Source organism: Accumulibacter sp., assembly GCF_023806635.1.
GTDB lineage: Bacteria > Pseudomonadota > Gammaproteobacteria > Burkholderiales > Rhodocyclaceae > Accumulibacter.
Genome location: NZ_JAMTDQ010000081.1, coordinates 11,868 through 30,383, shown reverse-complemented (window position 1 = coordinate 30,383; position 18,516 = coordinate 11,868). Strand labels below are relative to the sequence as shown.

The 18,516-nt window shown below is 64.6% G+C and carries 13 protein-coding genes; all 13 read left to right on the top strand.

All coding sequences use genetic code 11. The features are described 5' to 3' along the window. Positions 1–3: 3 nt before the first annotated feature. The 13 genes from NFW30_RS14060 to NFW30_RS14000 all read left to right on the top strand — a co-directional run bounded on the left by NFW30_RS14060 (position 4) and on the right by NFW30_RS14000 (position 18,176). Positions 4–717, top strand: a complete 714-nt coding sequence (locus NFW30_RS14060) for an ATP-binding cassette domain-containing protein (protein ID WP_295356116.1) — start codon at positions 4–6, stop codon at positions 715–717. Continuing rightward, positions 714–1,976: an ABC transporter permease gene (locus NFW30_RS14055; protein ID WP_295356114.1), complete on the top strand. Its 1,263-nt coding sequence runs from the start codon at positions 714–716 to the stop codon at positions 1,974–1,976. The genes NFW30_RS14060 and NFW30_RS14055 overlap by 4 nt, the downstream gene beginning before the upstream one ends. Before the next feature lie 310 nt (positions 1,977–2,286). Further along, positions 2,287–3,333: an NAD(P)-dependent alcohol dehydrogenase gene (locus NFW30_RS14050; RefSeq protein ID WP_295356112.1), complete on the top strand. Its 1,047-nt coding sequence runs from the start codon at positions 2,287–2,289 to the stop codon at positions 3,331–3,333. Positions 3,334–3,718: 385 nt separating this feature from the next. Next, on the top strand, positions 3,719–3,811 hold the full coding sequence (locus NFW30_RS14045) for a potassium-transporting ATPase subunit F (RefSeq protein ID WP_295356110.1): 93 nt from the start codon (positions 3,719–3,721) through the stop codon (positions 3,809–3,811). Beyond that, entirely contained in the window at positions 3,808–5,619 is a 1,812-nt protein-coding gene (gene kdpA, locus NFW30_RS14040) for a potassium-transporting ATPase subunit KdpA (RefSeq protein ID WP_295356109.1), read from the top strand. Before NFW30_RS14045 ends, kdpA begins: the two co-directional genes overlap by 4 nt. A 16-nt stretch (positions 5,620–5,635) precedes the next feature. After that, positions 5,636–7,702, top strand: a complete 2,067-nt coding sequence (gene kdpB, locus NFW30_RS14035; RefSeq protein ID WP_295356107.1) for a potassium-transporting ATPase subunit KdpB — start codon at positions 5,636–5,638, stop codon at positions 7,700–7,702. A gap of 10 nt (positions 7,703–7,712) precedes the next feature. Continuing rightward, positions 7,713–8,288, top strand: a complete 576-nt coding sequence (gene kdpC, locus NFW30_RS14030) for a potassium-transporting ATPase subunit KdpC (protein ID WP_295356105.1) — start codon at positions 7,713–7,715, stop codon at positions 8,286–8,288. A gap of 83 nt (positions 8,289–8,371) precedes the next feature. Then, positions 8,372–11,083, top strand: a complete 2,712-nt coding sequence (gene kdpD / locus NFW30_RS14025) for a two-component system sensor histidine kinase KdpD (RefSeq protein ID WP_295356103.1) — start codon at positions 8,372–8,374, stop codon at positions 11,081–11,083. Then, positions 11,080–11,775 (top strand): two-component system response regulator KdpE, encoded by a 696-nt coding sequence (kdpE, locus tag NFW30_RS14020; protein WP_295356101.1) that lies wholly within the window; start codon positions 11,080–11,082, stop codon positions 11,773–11,775. The genes kdpD and kdpE overlap by 4 nt, the downstream gene beginning before the upstream one ends. 213 nt (positions 11,776–11,988) lie before the next feature. Then, positions 11,989–12,723 (top strand): c-type cytochrome, encoded by a 735-nt coding sequence (locus NFW30_RS14015; RefSeq protein ID WP_295356099.1) that lies wholly within the window; start codon positions 11,989–11,991, stop codon positions 12,721–12,723. 400 nt (positions 12,724–13,123) lie between these two features. Continuing rightward, the gene (locus tag NFW30_RS14010) at positions 13,124–14,182 is read left to right on the top strand and encodes an HD domain-containing phosphohydrolase (protein ID WP_295356097.1); all 1,059 of its coding nucleotides are present in this window, start codon (positions 13,124–13,126) and stop codon (positions 14,180–14,182) included. Between the two features lie 46 nt (positions 14,183–14,228). Next, on the top strand, positions 14,229–15,122 hold the full coding sequence (locus tag NFW30_RS14005; RefSeq protein WP_363322113.1) for a transporter substrate-binding domain-containing protein: 894 nt from the start codon (positions 14,229–14,231) through the stop codon (positions 15,120–15,122). 18 nt (positions 15,123–15,140) lie between these two features. Then, positions 15,141–18,176: a response regulator gene (locus NFW30_RS14000; protein WP_295356095.1), complete on the top strand. Its 3,036-nt coding sequence runs from the start codon at positions 15,141–15,143 to the stop codon at positions 18,174–18,176. Positions 18,177–18,516: the final 340 nt, after the last annotated feature.

The following is an 18,516-nucleotide window of genomic DNA, read 5'->3' as shown; positions in this document are numbered from 1 at the left end:
GAGATGCCGGCGCCGCTCATCCGCATCGAGAACCTGCACTTCCGCTGGGCCGACGACGCCGACTTCGACCTCGACATCCCCCGCTTCGAGGTTCATGCCGGCGAACGCGTCTTCCTCCACGGGCCGAGCGGCAGCGGCAAGAGCACCCTGCTCGGGCTGCTCGGCGGCGTTCTGGTACCCGAGCGCGGCAGCCTGCAGCTGCTCGGCAACGATCTGACGCAAATGCGGCAGGCGGCGCGCGATCGCTTCCGCGCCGACCACATCGGCTTCCTCTTCCAGTTGTTCAACCTCATCCCCTACCTGTCGGTCGTCGACAACGTCCTCCTCTCCTGCCGCTTTTCGGCGCGGCGGCTGGCACGGGCAACCGCTGCCGGCAACACGCCGGCAGGTGAAGCGCAGCGCCTGCTGACACGGCTCGACCTCGACCCGGCGTTGCACCGTCGCCAGGTGACGCGGCTGAGCGTCGGCCAACAGCAGCGGGTCGCCGCCGCCCGCGCCCTGATCGGGCAACCCGAGATCGTCATCGCCGACGAGCCGACCTCGGCGCTCGATGCCGAGCGACAGGGCGCCTTCCTCGAACTGCTGCGCGACGAATGCGAACGCAGCGGCAGCACCCTGCTCTTCGTCAGCCACGACCACCGCCTGGCGGCCGGCTTCGACCGCGAGCTGTCGCTGCCGACGCTGGGCGCCAGTGGCGGTGACGGGAACGCGCGATGAAGTGGCTGCTGACGCTGGCCGTGCGCAGCGCCTGGAACCGGCGCCTGACACTCGGCATGACGCTGGTCGCCGTCGCCCTCAGCGTGACCCTGCTCCTCGGCGTCGAGCGCGTCCGTCACGAGGCGCGCAACAGCTTCGCGCTGTCGGTGTCGGGAACCGATCTCGTCGTCGGGGCGCGCACCAGCGCCGTGCAGCTGATGCTCTACGCGGTCTTCCGTCTCGGCGAAGCGAGCAACAACATCCGCTGGCAGAGCTATCAGGCGATCGCCGGCGATCCGGCGGTGGCCTGGGCCATTCCACTGTCGCTCGGCGACTCGCACCACGGCCTGCCGGTACTCGGGACGACCGGCGCCTATTTCGAGCACTTCCGCTACGGCGACGGGCAAGCGCTGCAGTTTGCCGCCGGCCGGCCGTTCGACGGCATCTTCGAGACCGTTCTCGGGGCCGAGGTGGCGAAGCGGCTTGCGTACCGGATCGGCGACCAGATCATCATCAGCCACGGCATGGGCGACGTCGGCCTCGCCGAACATGACGACAAGCCGTTCACGGTCGTCGGCATTCTCGCGCCGACCGGCACGCCGGTCGACCGCACGCTGCACGTCAGTCTGCAGGCGATCGAGGCGATCCATCTCGACTGGGCAGGCGGTGCGCCGCTGCCAGGCCTGTCGATTCCCGCCGAGCACGTGCGCAAGTTCGACCTGCAGCCGAAGGAGATCACTGCCGCGCTGATCGGCCTGAAAAACCGCGCCGCCGTCTTCCGCCTGCAGCGGCAGATCAACCAGCACCCCGGCGAGGCGCTCCTGGCGGTGCTGCCCGGAGTCGCCCTCGATCAACTCTGGGAAATGGTGGGCCTTGCCGAGCGGACGCTGCTGGCCGTGTCGGCGATGGTTCTCGCCGTCGGTCTCGCGGGCCTCGTCGCGGTGATCCTCGCCAGCCTCGGCGAACGGCGCCGCGAGCTGGCGATCCTGCGCTCGGTGGGTGCGCGCCCACGCGATTTGTTCCTCCTCCTGAGCGCCGAGGCGCTTTTCATCACCCTCCTCGGCGCGCTCCTCGGCGTCGCGCTGCTGGCGCTGCTCAGCGCCGTTCTGGCGCCGCTCGTGCAGGCCCACTTCGGCCTCTCGCTGAGCGTGCGCTGGGTCAGCAGCGATGAACTGCGGCTGCTGGCGGCAGTCGTCGCCGCCGGCCTGCTGGCCAGTCTCGTGCCCGGCTATTCGGCTTATCGCCTGTCGCTCGCCGACGGCCTCACGCCCCGCTTGTAAGTCGCGCGACGGCAGCCAGCAGGCAGCGACCGCCACCGGACGACAGCCGGCGCCGAACCGCCCGGCGACGAAGGAACGCTGCCTGCCGCCCCGGACGATCAGCGAGGATTCCACGTCCACGACCCCGCGCGCGGGAGTCCGGCAGGAGGCCCTGGCGAAGAGCGGTTCGAGGTGGCCGTACGGCGTCGCCATATGGGCAACAACGGTCAGGCTTTGGCGTACCATTGACGCTGCCGGGCCACGGCAAGGCCGGTTCGGACCCGGCGCTCAAACACCCATTGACCCCATCGGCAAGAGGAGGAACTCGGCCATGATCAAGACCAGGGCATATGCAGCGCGGAGCAGCACCAGTGCGCTTGCACCTTTCGAACTGGAGCGCCGCGATCCCGGCGCAGAGGATGTGCAGATCGAGATTCTCCATTGCGGCGTCTGTCATTCGGACCTGCACACGGCCCGTGGCGAGTGGCAGAACACCATCTACCCCTGCGTTCCCGGGCACGAGATCGTCGGCCGCGTGGTGGCCGTCGGCAACGGCGTTCGCCGCTTCAAGCCGGGCGATCTGGCGGGCGTGGGCTGCATGATCGACAGTTGCGGGCATTGCGATTCCTGCCATGAGGGAGAGGAACAGTACTGCGAGAACGGTTTCACGGGTACCTACAACGGCCCGGTGTTCGGCGGCGAGAATACCTTCGGCGGCTATTCGCGGACGATCGTCGTCAAGGAGTCCTTTGTCCTGCACATCCGGCACGACGAGAAGGACCTGGCGCGTGTCGCCCCCCTGCTCTGCGCCGGCATCACGACCTACTCGCCGCTGCGCCACTGGGGCGCCGGACCCGGCAGGACGGTCGGCATCGTCGGTCTCGGTGGACTCGGCCACATGGGGGTCAAGATCGCGCACGCACTGGGCGCGCACGTCGTCCTGTTCACCACCTCGCCCGGCAAGATCGCCGATGGCGAGCGGCTTGGTGCCGACTCGGTGTGCATTTCGACCAGTCCGCAGCAGATGGCGGCGCACGCCAACCAACTCGATTTCATCCTGAACACGGTGGCGGCGCCACACGACCTCGACGCCTACCTGCGACTCCTCAAGCGCGACGGCACGATGGCCCTGGTTGGCGCCCCGGCGGAGCCACACCCGCCGTCGAATGTCTTCAACCTGATCTTCAAGCGCCGCCGCATCGCCGGTTCGCTGATCGGTGGCATACGGGAGACGCAGGAAATGCTCGATTTCTGCGCCGACCATGGCATCCTTTCCGACATCGAAACGATCCCGATCGCCTACATCAATTCGGCCTACGAGCGGATGCTGAAAGGCGACGTCAAGTACCGCTTCGTGATCGACATGGCGAGCCTTTGATCAGATGTCTTGATGGCGCCATTGCCGGACGCCGGCGACGCAGGTCGGCGTCCATTGCCTGCCTCGGCACGAGCCGTTCCGCCCGGCATGCGGAGCGTCTCGGCTGCAGCCACGCGATGCGGGCCAACCCGATCAGCCGGGAGCCCGTTGCGATTCTGCCGCGGCAGCCACAGGGACTGTCGTGGACGCGTGATCTTTATCAGGTCTTTACACGCGGCTTGTCTCCTTTTCGACCATCTTGAGGGCCACCGGACTAGCATTCCCCTTGTCAACACCCTGACTGGAGGAATGCAATGGATGTCGTCTATCTGGCCGCTCTGGCCGTGCTGTTCGGCCTTGTCGTGGCTTTCGCCCATGGCTGCGCCCGCCTGACCGGAGGCCGCGCATGAGCCTGCTGACCATCCTCGCCGGCCTCGCCGCCGGCGGCCTGTTGGTCTATCTGATCGCGGCGCTGCTCTTTCCGGAGGATTTCTCATGAACGACCATGCATGGATCCTGCTCGGTCTCTTCATGGCGATGTTGCTGCTCCTGGCCCGACCAATGGGCATCTACATCTCCAGGGTGATGACCATGGGGAATCACGAGAGCTGGGTCAGCGGCGTCGAGAAGGCGGTGTTCCGGGCCTGCGGTATCCAGCGCGACGAAGAGATGGGCTGGCTGCAGTATGCACTGGCGGTCGTGCTGTTCAACGCACTCGGCCTGCTCGCCGTCTATGCCCTGCAGCGCCTGCAACCGTGGTTGCCATTGAATCCGCAGGCGATGGCCAATGTCAGCCCCGATTCGGCCTTCAACACGGCGGTGAGCTTCGTCACCAACACCAACTGGCAGGGCTATGGCGGCGAATCGACGATGGGCTACCTGATCCAGATGCTCGGCCTGACGGTGCAGAACTTCGTTTCCGCGGCCACCGGCATCGCCGTCGCCATCGCGCTCGTCCGCGGCTTTGCACGGCATTCGGCGACAGGCATCGGCAATGCGTGGGCAGACATCTTTCGTGCCACCACCTGGATTCTGCTGCCGCTGTCGCTGCTTTTCGCGCTGTTCCTGAGCAGTCAGGGTGTGATCCAGAACTTCGCCGCCTACCAGGAGGTGACCACGCTCGACGTGACCAGATACGAGGCTCCAAGGCTTGACGCCGATGGCCAACCGCTGCAGGACGAGCAGGGCAACCCGGTGATGGAACGTGCCTCCACTGCGACCCAGACCCTGGCCATGGGTCCGGTTGCTTCGCAGGAGGCAATCAAGATGCTCGGCACCAACGGCGGCGGCTTCTTCAACGCCAACTCGGCTCACCCCTTCGAGAACCCGACGCCATTGGTGAACTTCCTGCAGATGCTGTCGATCTTCCTGATTCCCGGCGCGCTGTGCATTGCCTTCGGCTGCATCGTCGGCGACGAGCGCCAGGGCTGGACGGTGTTTGCCGCGATGGCGCTGCTCTTCGTCAGCTTTGCCATCGGCGCGATCGGCTTCGAGCAGCAAGGCAATCCGCTGCTGGCGCAGGTCGGCGAAACCGAGGCGACGAGCGTGCGCACCACCGCCCTGAGCGACGGCAACATGGAGGGCAAGGAAGCGCGCTTCGGTATCGCCGATTCGGCCCTCTTTGCCACGGTCACCACGGCCGCGTCCTGCGGGGCGGTCAATGCGATGCACGACTCGTTCACGCCGCTCGGCGGTGCCGTGCCGCTGGTGATGATGCAACTTGGTGAAGTCGTCTTCGGCGGTGTCGGCTCCGGCCTCTACGGCATGCTGATCTTTGCCGTGTTGGCGGTATTCATCGCCGGACTGATGATCGGACGGACGCCGGAATACCTGGGCAAGAAGATCGAGGCGCACGAGATGAAGATGACGTCGATCGCCATCCTCGCGACGCCGCTGCTGGTCCTCGTCGGCACCGCCGCTGCCGTGATGACCGAGGCTGGCCGGGCCGGTATCGCCAACCCGGGCGCGCACGGCTTTGCCGAAATCCTCTACGCCTTCTCGTCGGCAGCCAACAACAACGGCAGCGCCTTCGCCGGATTCTCGGCCAACACACCTTTCTACAACGTGCTGCTGGCGCTGGCGATGTGGTTCGGCCGTTTTGCCGTGATCGTACCGGTACTGGCGATGGCCGGTTCGCTGGCCGCCAAGAAGCGGATCCCGGTGAGCGCCGGGACCCTGCCGACGCACGGCCCGCTGTTCGTCGCGCTGCTGGTCGGTGTCGTGCTGCTGGTCGGTCTGCTCAACTATGTCCCCGCGTTGGCGCTCGGACCGGTGGTCGAGCATCTGGTGCTGTGGTCGACACGATGATTCGCAGGAGAATTTGATGACACGCAAGACCTTTTCCCTGTTCGACCCGGCGCTCGTCACGCCGGCCATCATCGACTCGTTCCGCAAGCTGGATCCACGCGTGCAGTGGCGCAATCCGGTGATGTTCGTCGTCTTCATCGGTTCGATCCTGACCACGCTGGCAGCGGTCCCGGCACTCGGCGGTCCGGGCCAGGAGTCGACGGCGTTCATCCTCGGCGTCGCGATCTGGCTGTGGTTTACCGTGCTCTTCGCCAACTTCGCGGAAGCGCTGGCCGAAGGGCGCAGCAAGGCGCAGGCGGCGTCACTGCGCGGCCTGAAGAAGGAAACCTGGGCGAAGCGGTTGAGCGCCCCGCGCGCGGACGCCGAGTGGCACACGGTTCCCGCGGACGACCTGCGCGTCGGCAACGTCGTCCTGGTCACCACCGGCGAAACGATTCCCGCCGACGGCGAGGTGATCGAAGGCGTCGCGTCGGTCGATGAATCGGCAATCACCGGCGAATCGGCGCCGGTCATCCGCGAATCAGGCGGAGATTTCTCGGCGGTCACCGGCGGCACGCGCGTGCTCTCCGACTGGCTCGTCGTGCGCGTCACCGTCAATCCCGGCGAGACCTTCGTCGATCGGATGATCGCCATGGTCGAGACGGCGAAGCGGCAAAAGACGCCGAACGAAATCGCGCTGGCGATCCTGCTGGCGGCCTTGACCATCGTTTTCCTCGGCGTCACCGCGACCCTGCTGCCGTTCTCCCAATTCAGTGTGGCGGTGGCCGGATCGGGTTCGCCGGTCAGTATCACCGTCCTCATCGCGCTGCTGGTGTGCCTGATTCCGACCACCATCGCTGGCCTGCTTTCCGCCGTCGGTGTCGCCGGCATGAGCCGCATGATGCAGGCCAACGTCATCGCCACATCCGGCCGCGCGGTCGAAGCCGCCGGCGACGTCGACGTGCTGCTGCTCGACAAGACCGGCACGATCACGCTGGGCAATCGCCAGGCCGCGGCCTTCCTGCCCGCCGACGGGGTCAGCGAGGCCGAACTCGCCGACGCAGCGCAACTGGCGTCGCTCGCCGACGAAACGCCCGAGGGGCGCAGCATCGTCGTTCTCGCCAAGCAGCGCTTCAATCTGCGCGAGCGCGATGTGCATGCGCTCGAAGCGCAGTTCGTGCATTTCTCGGCGCAAACGCGGATGAGCGGCGTCGATGTGCCCGGCCGGCAGATCCGCAAGGGGGCCACCGATGCCATCCGCCAGCATGTCGAAGCCCTCGGTGGCGCCATGCCACAGTCCGTGCTGACGGCCGTGGACGCGGCGGCACGCCGCGGCAGCACGCCGCTGGTGGTGGCCGATGACACACGCGTGCTCGGTGTCGTCGAACTGAAGGACGTCGTCAAGGGCGGCATCAAGGAACGCTTCGCCGAACTGCGGCAGATGGGGATCAAGACGGTGATGATCACTGGCGACAACCGCCTGACGGCAGCTGCAATCGCCGCCGAGGCCGGCGTCGATGATTTTCTTTCCGAAGCGACCCCGGAAGCCAAGCTGGCGCTGATCCGCCAGTACCAGGGCGAAGGGCGCCTGGTGGCGATGACCGGCGACGGCACCAATGACGCACCGGCCCTGGCCCAGGCCGACGTCGCCGTGGCGATGAATACCGGCACGCAGGCCGCGAAGGAAGCCGGCAACATGGTCGACCTCGACTCGAATCCGACCAAGCTGATCGAAGTCGTCGAGACCGGCAAGCAGATGTTGATGACGCGCGGCGCGCTGACCACCTTCAGCGTCGCCAACGATGTCGCCAAGTATTTCGCAATCGTTCCGGCCGCCTTCGTCAGCACCTATCCGGCGCTTGCGGCACTCAACGTGATGGGTCTGGCCAGCCCGGCCTCGGCGATCCTCTCGGCGGTCATCTTCAACGCCCTGATCATCATCGCGCTGATTCCGCTGGCCCTCAAGGGTATCCGCTATCACGCCGTCGGCGCCGCCACCCTGCTGCGTCGCAATCTGGCGATCTACGGCCTCGGTGGTTTGGTCGCCCCCTTTATCGGCATCAAGCTGATCGACATGGCGCTGGCCGCCGCCGGTCTTGCCTGAGGAGGCACCAATGAAAGCGTTGCTGCGCCCTGCCCTCTCCCTGTTCGTGTTGTTGTCGGTCGTGACCGGTCTCGTGTATCCGATGCTGGTGACCGGCGTGGCGCGGATCGCCTTTCCCGATGCCGCCGCCGGCAGCCTGATCATGCGGGATGGGAAGCCGATCGGCTCGGCGCTGATCGGCCAGAACTTCAGCGATCCGAAGTACTTCTGGGGCCGCCCGTCGGCAACAGCGCCCCAGCCCTACAATGCCGCCGCATCAGCGGGCTCGAACCAGGGGCCCCTGAACCCGGCCCTCGCCGATGCCGTCAAGGCTCGGGTTGCGGCGCTGCGCGCCGCCGATCCGGGCAACCAGCGGCCGGTACCGATCGACCTGGTCACCGCTTCGGCAAGCGGCCTCGACCCGCACATCAGCCCGGCCGCTGCCGACTACCAGTTGGAGCGAGTCGCCCGCACCCGCCACCTTGAAGTGAAGGCAGTGCGGCAACTCGTCGCCGAGAATACCGAGGGTCGCGACCTCGGCGTCTTCGGGGAACCGCGCGTCCATGTCCTCAACCTCAACCTCGCCCTCGATGCACACGCGCGCTGAACGGGCGCGGCGCGGCCGCACGTGCGGTCGCGCCCTCTGACGCCAGCAACCTGGCTCTCGCCTCGAGGAGCAGCAAGAAGAAGATGAAGGACAGCCGCCCCGATCCCGATCGAATCCTCGACAGGATCAAGGAAGAGGAGGTTCGTGCCGCCCGCGGCAAGCTGAAGATCTTCTTCGGCGCTTCGGCCGGTGTCGGCAAGACCTACGCCATGCTGTCGGCCGCGCGCCAGCAGAACGAGCAGGGTACGGACGTCGTCATCGGTGTCGTCGAAACCCACGGCCGCAAGGAGACGGAAGCCCTGCTGACGGGACTGGAACGTCTGCCCCTGAAGGCGGTGGCCTACCGTGACAGGGTGTTGCAGGAGTTCGACATCGACGGGGCCCTGGCGCGCAAGCCTGCCCTCCTCCTGGTCGACGAACTCGCCCATTCCAACGTGCCGGGTTCGCGCCACGCCAAGCGCTGGCAGGATGTCGAGGAACTGCAGTCGTCCGGTATCGACGTCTATTCGACCGTCAACGTGCAGCACCTGGAGACCCTCAACGACGTCGTCGGTGGCATTACCGGCATCCGGGTGTGGGAGACCGTTCCTGACCACGTCTTCGATGCCGCGGATGAAGTCGTTCTCGTCGACCTGACGCCTGACGAACTGCTGCAGCGACTCAAGGAAGGCAAGGTCTATCTGCCGCAGCAGGCCGAGCGCGCGATCCAGAATTTCTTTCGCAAGGGCAACCTGATCGCGCTGCGCGAACTCGCACTGCGCCGCACTGCCGACCGCGTTGACAGCGAAATGATCCAGTATCGGCGCGACAAGTCGGTCACGCGCGCCTGGCAGACGAGTGAGTCGCTTCTCGCCTGCATCGGCCCGGGAGATGGCAGCGACCGCATCATCCGCAGCGCCGCCCGCATTGCCGCCAGGCTCGACGTGCCGTGGCACGTGGTCTACGTCGAGACGCCGGAACTGCGACATCTCTCGGAAAAGCGGCGCTTGCAGATCCTCAAGAGTCTCCAGCTGGCACAGGAGATGGGGTCAGAAACAGCCAGCCTCTCCGGCAGCGACGCGATCGCGACCATCATCGACTATGCGCGCGACCACAACCTGTCGAAGGTCATTGTCGGCCGCGACCATGCGCAGGCCTGGCGACCCTGGAAGCGCTCATTCGCTGACCGTGTCGGCAAGCTTGCACCCGATCTCGACATCATCCAGGTCGCGCGCGGGGAAACGCCGGCCGACAGGCGGCACGAGGCGGAATCGACCGGCGAGTCGCTGCTCGACCGGCTGCGCGCCCCCTGGCAGTCTTTCGCGATGAGCTCGGTCTTCTGTGCGCTGGTGACGCTCATTGCCATGCCGCTGCACACGGTGTTCGACCGTGCCAACATCGCCATGCTCTTCCTGATGGCGGTGGTTCTTTCTGCAGTTCGCCACGGTCTCGGCCCGGCGGTCGCGGCAGCCTTCCTCAACGTGGCGGCCTTCGACTTCTTCTTCGTGCCGCCGCGGTTTTCGTTCGCCGTCGGCGACGTCCAATACCTGATGACCTTCGCCGTCATGCTGGCCGTCGGCCTGGTCACCGCCAAGCTGACGGCGGACCTCAAGTTCCAGGCCCGCGTCGCCAGTCGCCGCGAACAGCGGGTCCGGGCACTCTACGAGATGTCGCGAGATCTGTCTGGTGCGCTGATGCCGGAGCAGATCGCCGAAATCAGCCAGCGTTTCGCTGCGACCGGATTCGGCGCCCGTGCCGCCATCATGCTCGCCGACGAGCGAGACCGGTTGCACGAACCGATTCAGGTGCCCGGCGGTGGCCCAGCGGTAGACGTGGGCATCAGCCAATGGGCCTTCGACCACTGTGCCGAGGCCGGTTGCGGCACCGACACCCTCGCCGGCAGTCCCCTCCTGTACATTCCCCTCAAGGCGCCGATGCGCACGCGCGGCGTGCTGGTTCTGGAGCCGGGCCACCCACGGCGGCTGATGGCCCCCGAGCAGCGTCGCCTACTCGACACCTTCGCCCGGCTGGTCGCCATTTCCCTCGAACGTGTCCATTACGTCGATGTGGCGCGGGCGACCACGGTGCAGATGGAGTCTGAGCGCCTGCGCAATTCCCTGCTGTCGGCGATCTCGCATGATCTGCGCACGCCGCTCGCGGCGCTGGTCGCTCTGGCCGACTCGATGTCCATGACACAGCCGCCGCCAACGGGAGAGCAATGCGACATCGCCGCATCGATGCGCGAAGAGGCGTTGCGCATGAGTTCCCTGTTCAACAACCTGCTCGACATGGCTCGCCTGCAGGCCGGTGCCGTCAAGCTCAATCGACAGTGGCAACCACTGGAGGAAGTGGTCGGCAGCGCCATCAAGGCGATGCGATCGACGATGGCTGGCCATCGGGTTGACGTCAACCTGCCGGACGAACTACCTTTGCTGGAATTCGACGCCGTACTGGTCGAACGTGTGCTGTGCAACCTCCTAGAGAACGCCGTCACATACACACCCGCCGGAACCATGATCGAGATCGGCGCCGCGCCGGGCTCCCACGATCAGGTGGAGATCTGGGTCGAGGATGACGGACCCGGGCTGCCGGCTGGCAAGGAGGAACTGATCTTCAGCAAGTTCGAGCGCGGCCAGAAGGAAAGTGCAACCTCAGGAGTCGGTCTCGGGCTGGCGATCTGCCGCGCCATTGTCGCTGCGCATGGTGGCACCATTCGGGCAGGGAACCGCCGTGGTGGTGGCGCACGCTTCGTGTTCTCCTTGCCGCGTGGGACTCCACCTTCACTGGATGGCGCCGAGGAGGAAAGCCTGACGTGAGCGACTCGCTGCCCGTGGTTCTCGTCGTCGAGGACGAGCCGAACATCAGGCGCTTCATCAGGATGTCGCTGGAAGCAGAAGGCTGCCAGGTCTACGAGGCCGACTCCATGCAGCGTGGCCTGATCGCCGCCGGCACCCGCCGACCGGAAATGGTCGTGCTCGACCTTGGCCTGCCTGACGGTGACGGCGTGGATTTCATCCGCGACCTGCGCGCCTGGTCGGATATTCCCATCATCGTGCTGTCGGCACGGACAACGGAGGCGGACAAGGTCGGAGCTCTGGACTCGGGTGCCGACGACTACCTGACGAAACCTTTCGGGGCAGCGGAGCTGCTGGCTCGTGTTCGTGCCCAGCTGCGACGCCGTTCCAGCGCTACCGGCAGCGGATCCACGGTCGTCGAATTCGGCAGGATGCGTGTCGATCTCGGCAAACGGCTGGTCGAGCGGGCAGGAGAGCCCGTGCACCTGACACCCATCGAGTACCGGCTTCTCGCCTTCCTGGTCACCCATCCGGACAGTGTCCTGACCCATCGCCAACTGCTCAAGGCGGTGTGGGGGCCATCGCATGCCGAAGACAGCCATTACATCCGGGTCTATATGGGGCTGCTGCGCAAGAAGATCGAGGATGACCCGTCGCAGCCAAGACACATCATCACGGAGGCGGGCGTGGGTTACCGTTTCGTTGCCGCATGAATGTCGATGCGTTTGTCGCACCCCACTGCACTGAGTGCGGCTTGCGGGCTCCCTCATCAAGTGCATGAACAACCGCGCTGTGGCAACATGGCGTGGGCTGCGGCCATACGGCGGGAAAGGGACAAACCGCTGCCGCGGTTCCCGGCAGCGACCAACCGGTGTGCTGCCTGCCGGATGGCAAGCGGCAAGTCTCGAAGAGCTTGGGGGTGGGCAATGAAGAAGCTGGTTCTGGCGTTGTCTCTGGCGCTGCAGGCCACGGCGCTGGTGCATGCAGATCCGTCGCCAGTCAGGCCTGAGGGTGTCCCGGTCAAGGATTACCCATGGCAGGCCCTGCCGGGCGAGACGAACGAAGCGCTGGAACGAAAGGGCGACCGCAAGCGCGGCGAGCGGCTCTATGCGCTGTGCCGCAGTTGCCACATGGCATCGGCGGGAGGGAGTCCCGACGGCGACATTCCGCGACTCGCGGGCCAGCACCGCAGCGTGCTGATCAAGCAGATGGCCGACATCCGCAGCGGTGTGCGGCACAACTCGACGATGTACCCCTTTGCCGCAGTACTGGCCGATCCGCAGGATCTGGCCGATCTTGCCGCCTACCTCGAAGGGCTGTGCATCCAGGCCGGCAACGGCCGCTACGACGCTGCGGATGCCGAGCAGCAGGTGACAGCCGGCAGGGCACTCTACGACAGGACATGCAGCGCATGCCACGGGCCGAGCGGAGAAGGTTCACGCCACAAAGGCTATCCGATGCTTGCCGGGCAGCACCACAGGTACCTCCTGCGCCAGATGACGGAAATCCGCGACGGCAGACGTTCCGGCGTCAACCGCGAGATGGTCGGGATCATCGGCAGCTACAGTGACGATGAACTGCTCGCGGTCGCTGCCTACCAGTCGAGCCTGGAGCTACCCGGAAAGGCGTGCGCCGCCAAGCGGCCGAGCCGCAAAAAGTAGGCCCGCGACGAATGTCGTTCGGCCACCAGCGCCGCGACCACATGCCGACCGGTCATCCGGACCTGGCGACGCCGCACGGGGCAATCATGGCCACCACGAATGAATCGGCTCGTGTGAAAGCGGGCCGTGTGGCGATGAAGCGGTGCGACACAGCCGAAGGGAAGGGGGAGCGTCCATTCCCGTGCAACCCTCTGATTGACCGCGGTTGAGGCGGATCCTATACTCGATGCGTCGTCGCCGAGGCTGCTGACCTTTGTCGACCCACTGTCTCTGATCGGACTTTCCAATCGATCCAGCCCGCACGCATGTCGGTGAACCAGAGGAGGGCCCGGGCACGTCCCTGTGGGACGTGCCATCCCGCCTTGAAGCGTCGTCATCCTCACCAGCAAGGACCCCAGCCGTGAAACTCACTGCCGTGATCATTGACGATTCCGACATCAACCTGCTGCTCTTCAAGCATCTCGTGATGCGCAACGAGGACATCGAGCCCCGCTGTTTCAGTGCCTCATCGGCCGGCCTTGAATGGTGCCAAACACACGGAGCCGACATTGTCGTCGTCGACTACATGATGCCTGCTCCTGACGGCATCGAGTTCATACGTCGCTTTCGCGAGATTCCGGGAATGGGCGAAGTCCCGGTGGTCATGGTGACTGCCAACAATCTCGTCGAGACTCGCTACAATGCGTTGTTGGCCGGTGCAACCGACTTCCTGACGAAACCGGTTGACAAGCACGAGTTCACCGCGCGAATGAAGAACATGGCTGCCTTGCGGCGCGGCCAGAAGCTGCTTGCGGATCGTGCGGCACTGCTGGCCGTGGAAGTGGCGGCGGCCACCAGAACAATCGCCGAGCGCGAACGCGAAACGATCTTCTGTCTTGCCAGGGCGGCAGAATACCGCGATCCGGAAACCGGGGGACACATCATGCGCATGGCCCATTATTCACGCCTGATTGCGGCGGGGCTGCGCTTGCCTGATGAAGAGCAGCGGTTGATCTTTGAAGCCGCCCCGATGCATGACGTTGGGAAGGTCGGGACGCGCGACGAAATCCTGCTGAAGCCGGGTCTCTTGACTGCCGACGAGTTCGCCATCATGCAGCAGCATGCGAGCATCGGCCACGACATCCTCGGCGACAGCAGCTCGCCGATACTGCGGACGGCTGCGATAATTGCCGGCACCCACCACGAAAAATACGACGGCAGCGGTTATCCGAACGGCCTGGCTGGTGAGGAAATTCCACTGTACGGGCGAATCGTCGCGGTGGCGGATGTTTTTGACGCCCTGACGTCGAGTCGCCCGTACAAGAAAGCCTGGCAAGTCGACCGCGCTGCCAATTATCTTCGAGAAAATTCGGGTTCCCATTTCGACCCGGCATGCGTGGCGGTGTTTCTTGATGCCTGGAAGGAAGTCCTCGACATCCGCGAGCGTTATGGCGACACGGATGACGCCCAGCAGCAATGACAAGCCTTGCCTGACTTCACCTGCTTCGCCTACCGGAGATTCGACCATGACCATTCCCAGGATGTTGTTCAGTATCCTCCTGATTTTCGTCACCTCCCTTTTCGTCGGACCTGCCGCAGCGGCCGACCTCAAGGAGATCCAGGCACGCGGAGAGCTTCGTCATCTCGGCATCCGCTACGCCAATTTCGTCACCGGTGATGGTGATGGCTTCGACGTGGATCTGGTGAGGGGTTTTGCCAAGCATATCGGCGTCCGCTATCAACTCGTTTACACCGACTTCTACAACGTCATTCGCGACCTGCTGGGCAAGAATGTCGTGCGCAAGGGCGACGAAGTGACACTGGAGGGCGACTTCCCGGTCAGGGGAGACATCATCGCCACCGGATTCACCGTGCTGCCGTGGCGTGAAAGGGTTCTTCTCTATTCCGAACCGACTTTCCCGTCGCAGGTCCTGCTCGTTGCACGCGCCGACTCCCCCCAGTCGCCGATCAAGGGGAGCAGCAGTCTCGCCAGGGACATCCAGGAGACCAAGGCGATGATCGGCAAGAAGAGTCTGCTGGTCATGGAGCGGACCTGTCTCGATCCGGCAAACTATGGACTCAAGGGGGTGGGCCTCGACTTGCGGACCTACACCAAGAGCACCAATCTCAATGAAATGGTCCCGGCGTTGCTGAACAGGGATGCGGAATTGACCCTGCTGGACGTACCGGACGCCATCCTGGACCTGCAGAAGTGGGCCGGAAAGATCAAGGTTCTCGGGCCGATATCGGAGGAACAGGACTTGGCAGCCGCCTTCCCCAAGTCGGCGCCAGAACTGCGCGCCGCTTTCAACGAATATCTCAGGAAGATCAGGGCTGACGGCACGTACGACCAGTTGGTCAACAAGTATTACCCGGGGATTCGAAGATATTTCCCGGACTTCTTCGCCAGGAAGGGTTGAGGGTTCCGGTAACGAATCGTGCTTCAGCGACTGCGCGCGCGCTGGCCACTGCTGGTTGCAGTCGTCTTCTGCGGCTATTCCTGGTTGCTCGTGTGGGAGGCGTTCAGTTCGCAGGACCAACTGCGGACGGCGGCCGATGTGCGCATCGTCGCCGACAGCAATCGGCGAGCCGCGGCGCTTGCCGACTTTGCCGCCGACCGGCTGAGCGGCGCCGCCGAGCTTGCCGACGTCCCCGAAGTCCATAATTTCCTGGCAAACAGGGCGCTCGGGATGTCGCTGAAGTACGGGCTCAGCGCCAACCTGGACGCGATCGAGGTTCGTTTCCGGCGGCAGATGGAAAAGAGGCTTCGAGGTGAGCCGATCTACAGTCGCGTCCTGTTCATCGACGACGCCGGCGAGATTCTTGTCGACGTGGCTCTCACACCCGGTGGCGCGGCGATCTCCCTGGAGGATGCAGCGCATGCCGCCGCGAAGCTGTTCATCGATCCCGACAATCGGCGGATCATCGCTGCTGCACCAGTCCGCTACAAGGGCGCCGTGGCCGGCACCGTGATCACCATCGGCGACCTCGGGCAACTCTCGCGCTACCTGCTTTCGTTGTCTGCAGGCAAGGAATACCAGGAACTGTTGATCACCGACGACGCTGTGGAACTCAAGTTCCCGGGACAGCACGCGACACTCGGGAGAAGCGTCGCCTGGAACCTGGTCCAGTTCCCCGAGAACCAGATCACACGGATCCCTTCCGACCTCGTTGCGACAGGATCGGCCGGTTCCGGTGCAGACGACCAGGAACTGCTTGCCGTCAGGACCCCGGTTGCCGGCATGCCCTTGTCACTGCTGACCATCTTCTCCGGCGAAAACCTGTACGGCCACCTCACCTCGCGGCTTTTCCTCTATTTCGCGAGCGCATTTCCTTTGCTCGTACTGTTCGGTGCGATCATGTATGACCGCATGCGGCAACGGGCCGAAAGGCTGCAGGAAGATGTGCTTGAATCGGGTCTGCGCCGGACCGCCCTGCAGGAACTGAACGCCTCGCTCTCCGACGAGATCGAACGCCGCGAACTGAGCGAGCAGCAGCTGCGCGAAAAGAGCCGCGAGTTGGAGCGGATGGCTGATGACCTCAGGCTCAGCGTGGCCCGTGCCGAGGATGCCAATCGTGCCAAGTCGGACTTCCTGGCCAGCATGAGTCATGAAATCAGGACGCCAATGAACGGTGTCATCGGCATGACCGAATTGGCGCTCGACACCGACCTCACCGACGAGCAGCGCGAATACCTCAACATCGTCAAGTCTTCCGCCGCGGGCTTGCTGACGATCATCAACGATATCCTGGACTTCTCCAAGATCGAGGCGGGAAAATTGAGTGTCGAAGTGATTTCCTTCGATCTGACCGCGTTGATTGGCGAGTTGCTGAAGCCGATTTCGCTCGCGGCCGAAGCGAAGCATCTGGAGCTGCTGAGTGACTGCGACCCAGACGTTCCGCGCCATGTACTTGGCGATCCCGGGCGACTGCGGCAAGTGCTGATCAACCTCCTGAACAATGCCGTGAAATTCACCGAGAAGGGCGAGATCGTTCTTGTGGTCGAAGTGGAGCGTATGGAGGCCGACCGTTCCTGGATCCACTTCAGCGTACGCGACTCCGGCATCGGCATCCCACTGGAAAAGCAGGAAGCCATCTTCGAGGCATTTACCCAGCAGGACAGCTCAACAACCCGCAACTATGGTGGCACCGGACTTGGCCTGACCATATCGAGCCGCCTGGTCGAATTGATGGGCGGCCACATCTGGGTCGAGAGCGAGGTGGGGAAAGGCAGCACCTTCCATGCCGTCGTTCCATTGGCGATGGCGTCAGGCCACGCGGCAACCCGGGTAATGGTTGACGCCTTCGGCAAGCGCGCATTGCTCGTGGACGACAATCGGGTGAATCGCCGCATTCTGGCCCGCCATCTGAGGCTCTGGGGAATGGACGTCGTCGAAGCGCCGGACGGACAGACGGCGCTCTCAGTCCATGCGGCGAGCGTTGCTGAAGGCAGACCATTCGACATCGTTCTGCTCGACTGCCACATGCCGGGAATGGACGGGTTTGAGGTCGCCAACCTGCTTTCGCAAGCGAAGACCAATGCGAGCCCTCTGCTGATGATGTTGTCGTCGGGCGGCGCGCGCGGCGACGCCAGCCGCTGTTGTCAGGTCGGGATTGGCGCTTACCTGACCAAGCCCGTCGGTCCCGAGGAGCTGAAGGCGTCGATCATTGCGTTGCTTGGTTTGTCGGAGACGCCGCTCGTTCCCGGACAATTGATCACGCGGTATTCACTGCGCGAGAATCCCGCATCACTGAAAATCCTCGTTGCCGAGGACAACCCGATCAATCAGAAGCTGATGGTCGACCTTCTCGGCAGGTGGGGACACCTGGTGACGCTTGCCGCCAACGGTCGCGAAGCCATCGAGCTGTGGACCCGTGATCGATTCGATATCGTCCTGATGGACATGCAGATGCCCGAAATGGATGGATTTTCAGCCACTCGCGAGATCCGTGCTCGCGAACAGGCCAGTCCGGACCGACGCACGCCAGTCTATGCGCTCAGCGCTGCCGTGCTCCCCGACGACCGGGAAAGAGGATTCGCATCCGGGGTGGACGGCTACCTTACCAAGCCACTGAGGAGGGAGGAGTTGCAGGATGTCCTGTCCGGTCTGCGGCGCGCGCACAACGTCGAGGTGACGACGAGCTACGCTGCCGGCCTGGCGCAGGCTGACGCAGAGGTCATCGACATCATCGGCCACCCATTCCTGGCACAGGCACCCACCGAGATGGCCGCATTGCGTGCCGCCGCGATGGGGACGGACTGGGCAGAACTGCGGCGGCTGGCGCACAGCCTCAAGGGCCTGGTTGCCCATTTCGGCGCCGAACGCCTCGTCACGCAACTCGCGTTGGTCGAAGAGCAGCCGTCCAGGGACACGATCGACGCGAGGTTGTCCGGGATAGATGCCGAACTGAAGGAGTTGTGTCGCGCTCTTGAAGCGTATCTGCAGGAACGTCCAGGCAGGTCCAAGGCGTAGCAGCTTGTCGGCATCGACCGCGCGCGGAGACCGCGGGCGTCCAGACGATCGAACCGCGCGGCTACCGGAGCGCCATTCCCGGGGGGGCAGCCAGGAACAACGGCCTGCATCAGGCAATCTTCGCGGCAAGGTGGTCCGGTTTGGGCTCTCGCCCAGGTCTGCGAGGCATGCCGCACGCATTCGCCGCGCCCACTGAAGATGGTGGGCAAAGGGGGCATCGCTGGTCGCGATGGAAGTCCTGCCAACGACCTGGCACCGAGCAGCTGCGGCTTTGCAGGATGCCGCCACCTGCTCGTTCAGCATGGTGAAATCCGGCGAATCTCCCCTCGCCAGGTCCGAC

Bases quoted from the DNA above. Each gene is read 5' to 3' on its own strand.
- kdpC (WP_295356105.1), top strand. From the start codon at position 7,713: ATGAAAGCGTTGCTGCGCCCTGCCCTCTCCCTGTTCGTGTTGTTGTCG.
- kdpA (WP_295356109.1), top strand. From the start codon at position 3,808: ATGAACGACCATGCATGGATCCTGCTCGGTCTCTTCATGGCGATGTTG.
- NFW30_RS14055 (WP_295356114.1), top strand. From the start codon at position 714: ATGAAGTGGCTGCTGACGCTGGCCGTGCGCAGCGCCTGGAACCGGCGC.
- kdpB (WP_295356107.1), top strand. From the start codon at position 5,636: ATGACACGCAAGACCTTTTCCCTGTTCGACCCGGCGCTCGTCACGCCG.
- NFW30_RS14060 (WP_295356116.1), top strand. From the start codon at position 4: ATGCCGGCGCCGCTCATCCGCATCGAGAACCTGCACTTCCGCTGGGCC.
- NFW30_RS14050 (WP_295356112.1), top strand. From the start codon at position 2,287: ATGATCAAGACCAGGGCATATGCAGCGCGGAGCAGCACCAGTGCGCTT.
- kdpD (WP_295356103.1), top strand. From the start codon at position 8,372: ATGAAGGACAGCCGCCCCGATCCCGATCGAATCCTCGACAGGATCAAG.
- NFW30_RS14045 (WP_295356110.1), top strand. From the start codon at position 3,719: ATGAGCCTGCTGACCATCCTCGCCGGCCTCGCCGCCGGCGGCCTGTTG.
- NFW30_RS14015 (WP_295356099.1), top strand. From the start codon at position 11,989: ATGAAGAAGCTGGTTCTGGCGTTGTCTCTGGCGCTGCAGGCCACGGCG.
- NFW30_RS14005 (WP_363322113.1), top strand. From the start codon at position 14,229: ATGACCATTCCCAGGATGTTGTTCAGTATCCTCCTGATTTTCGTCACC.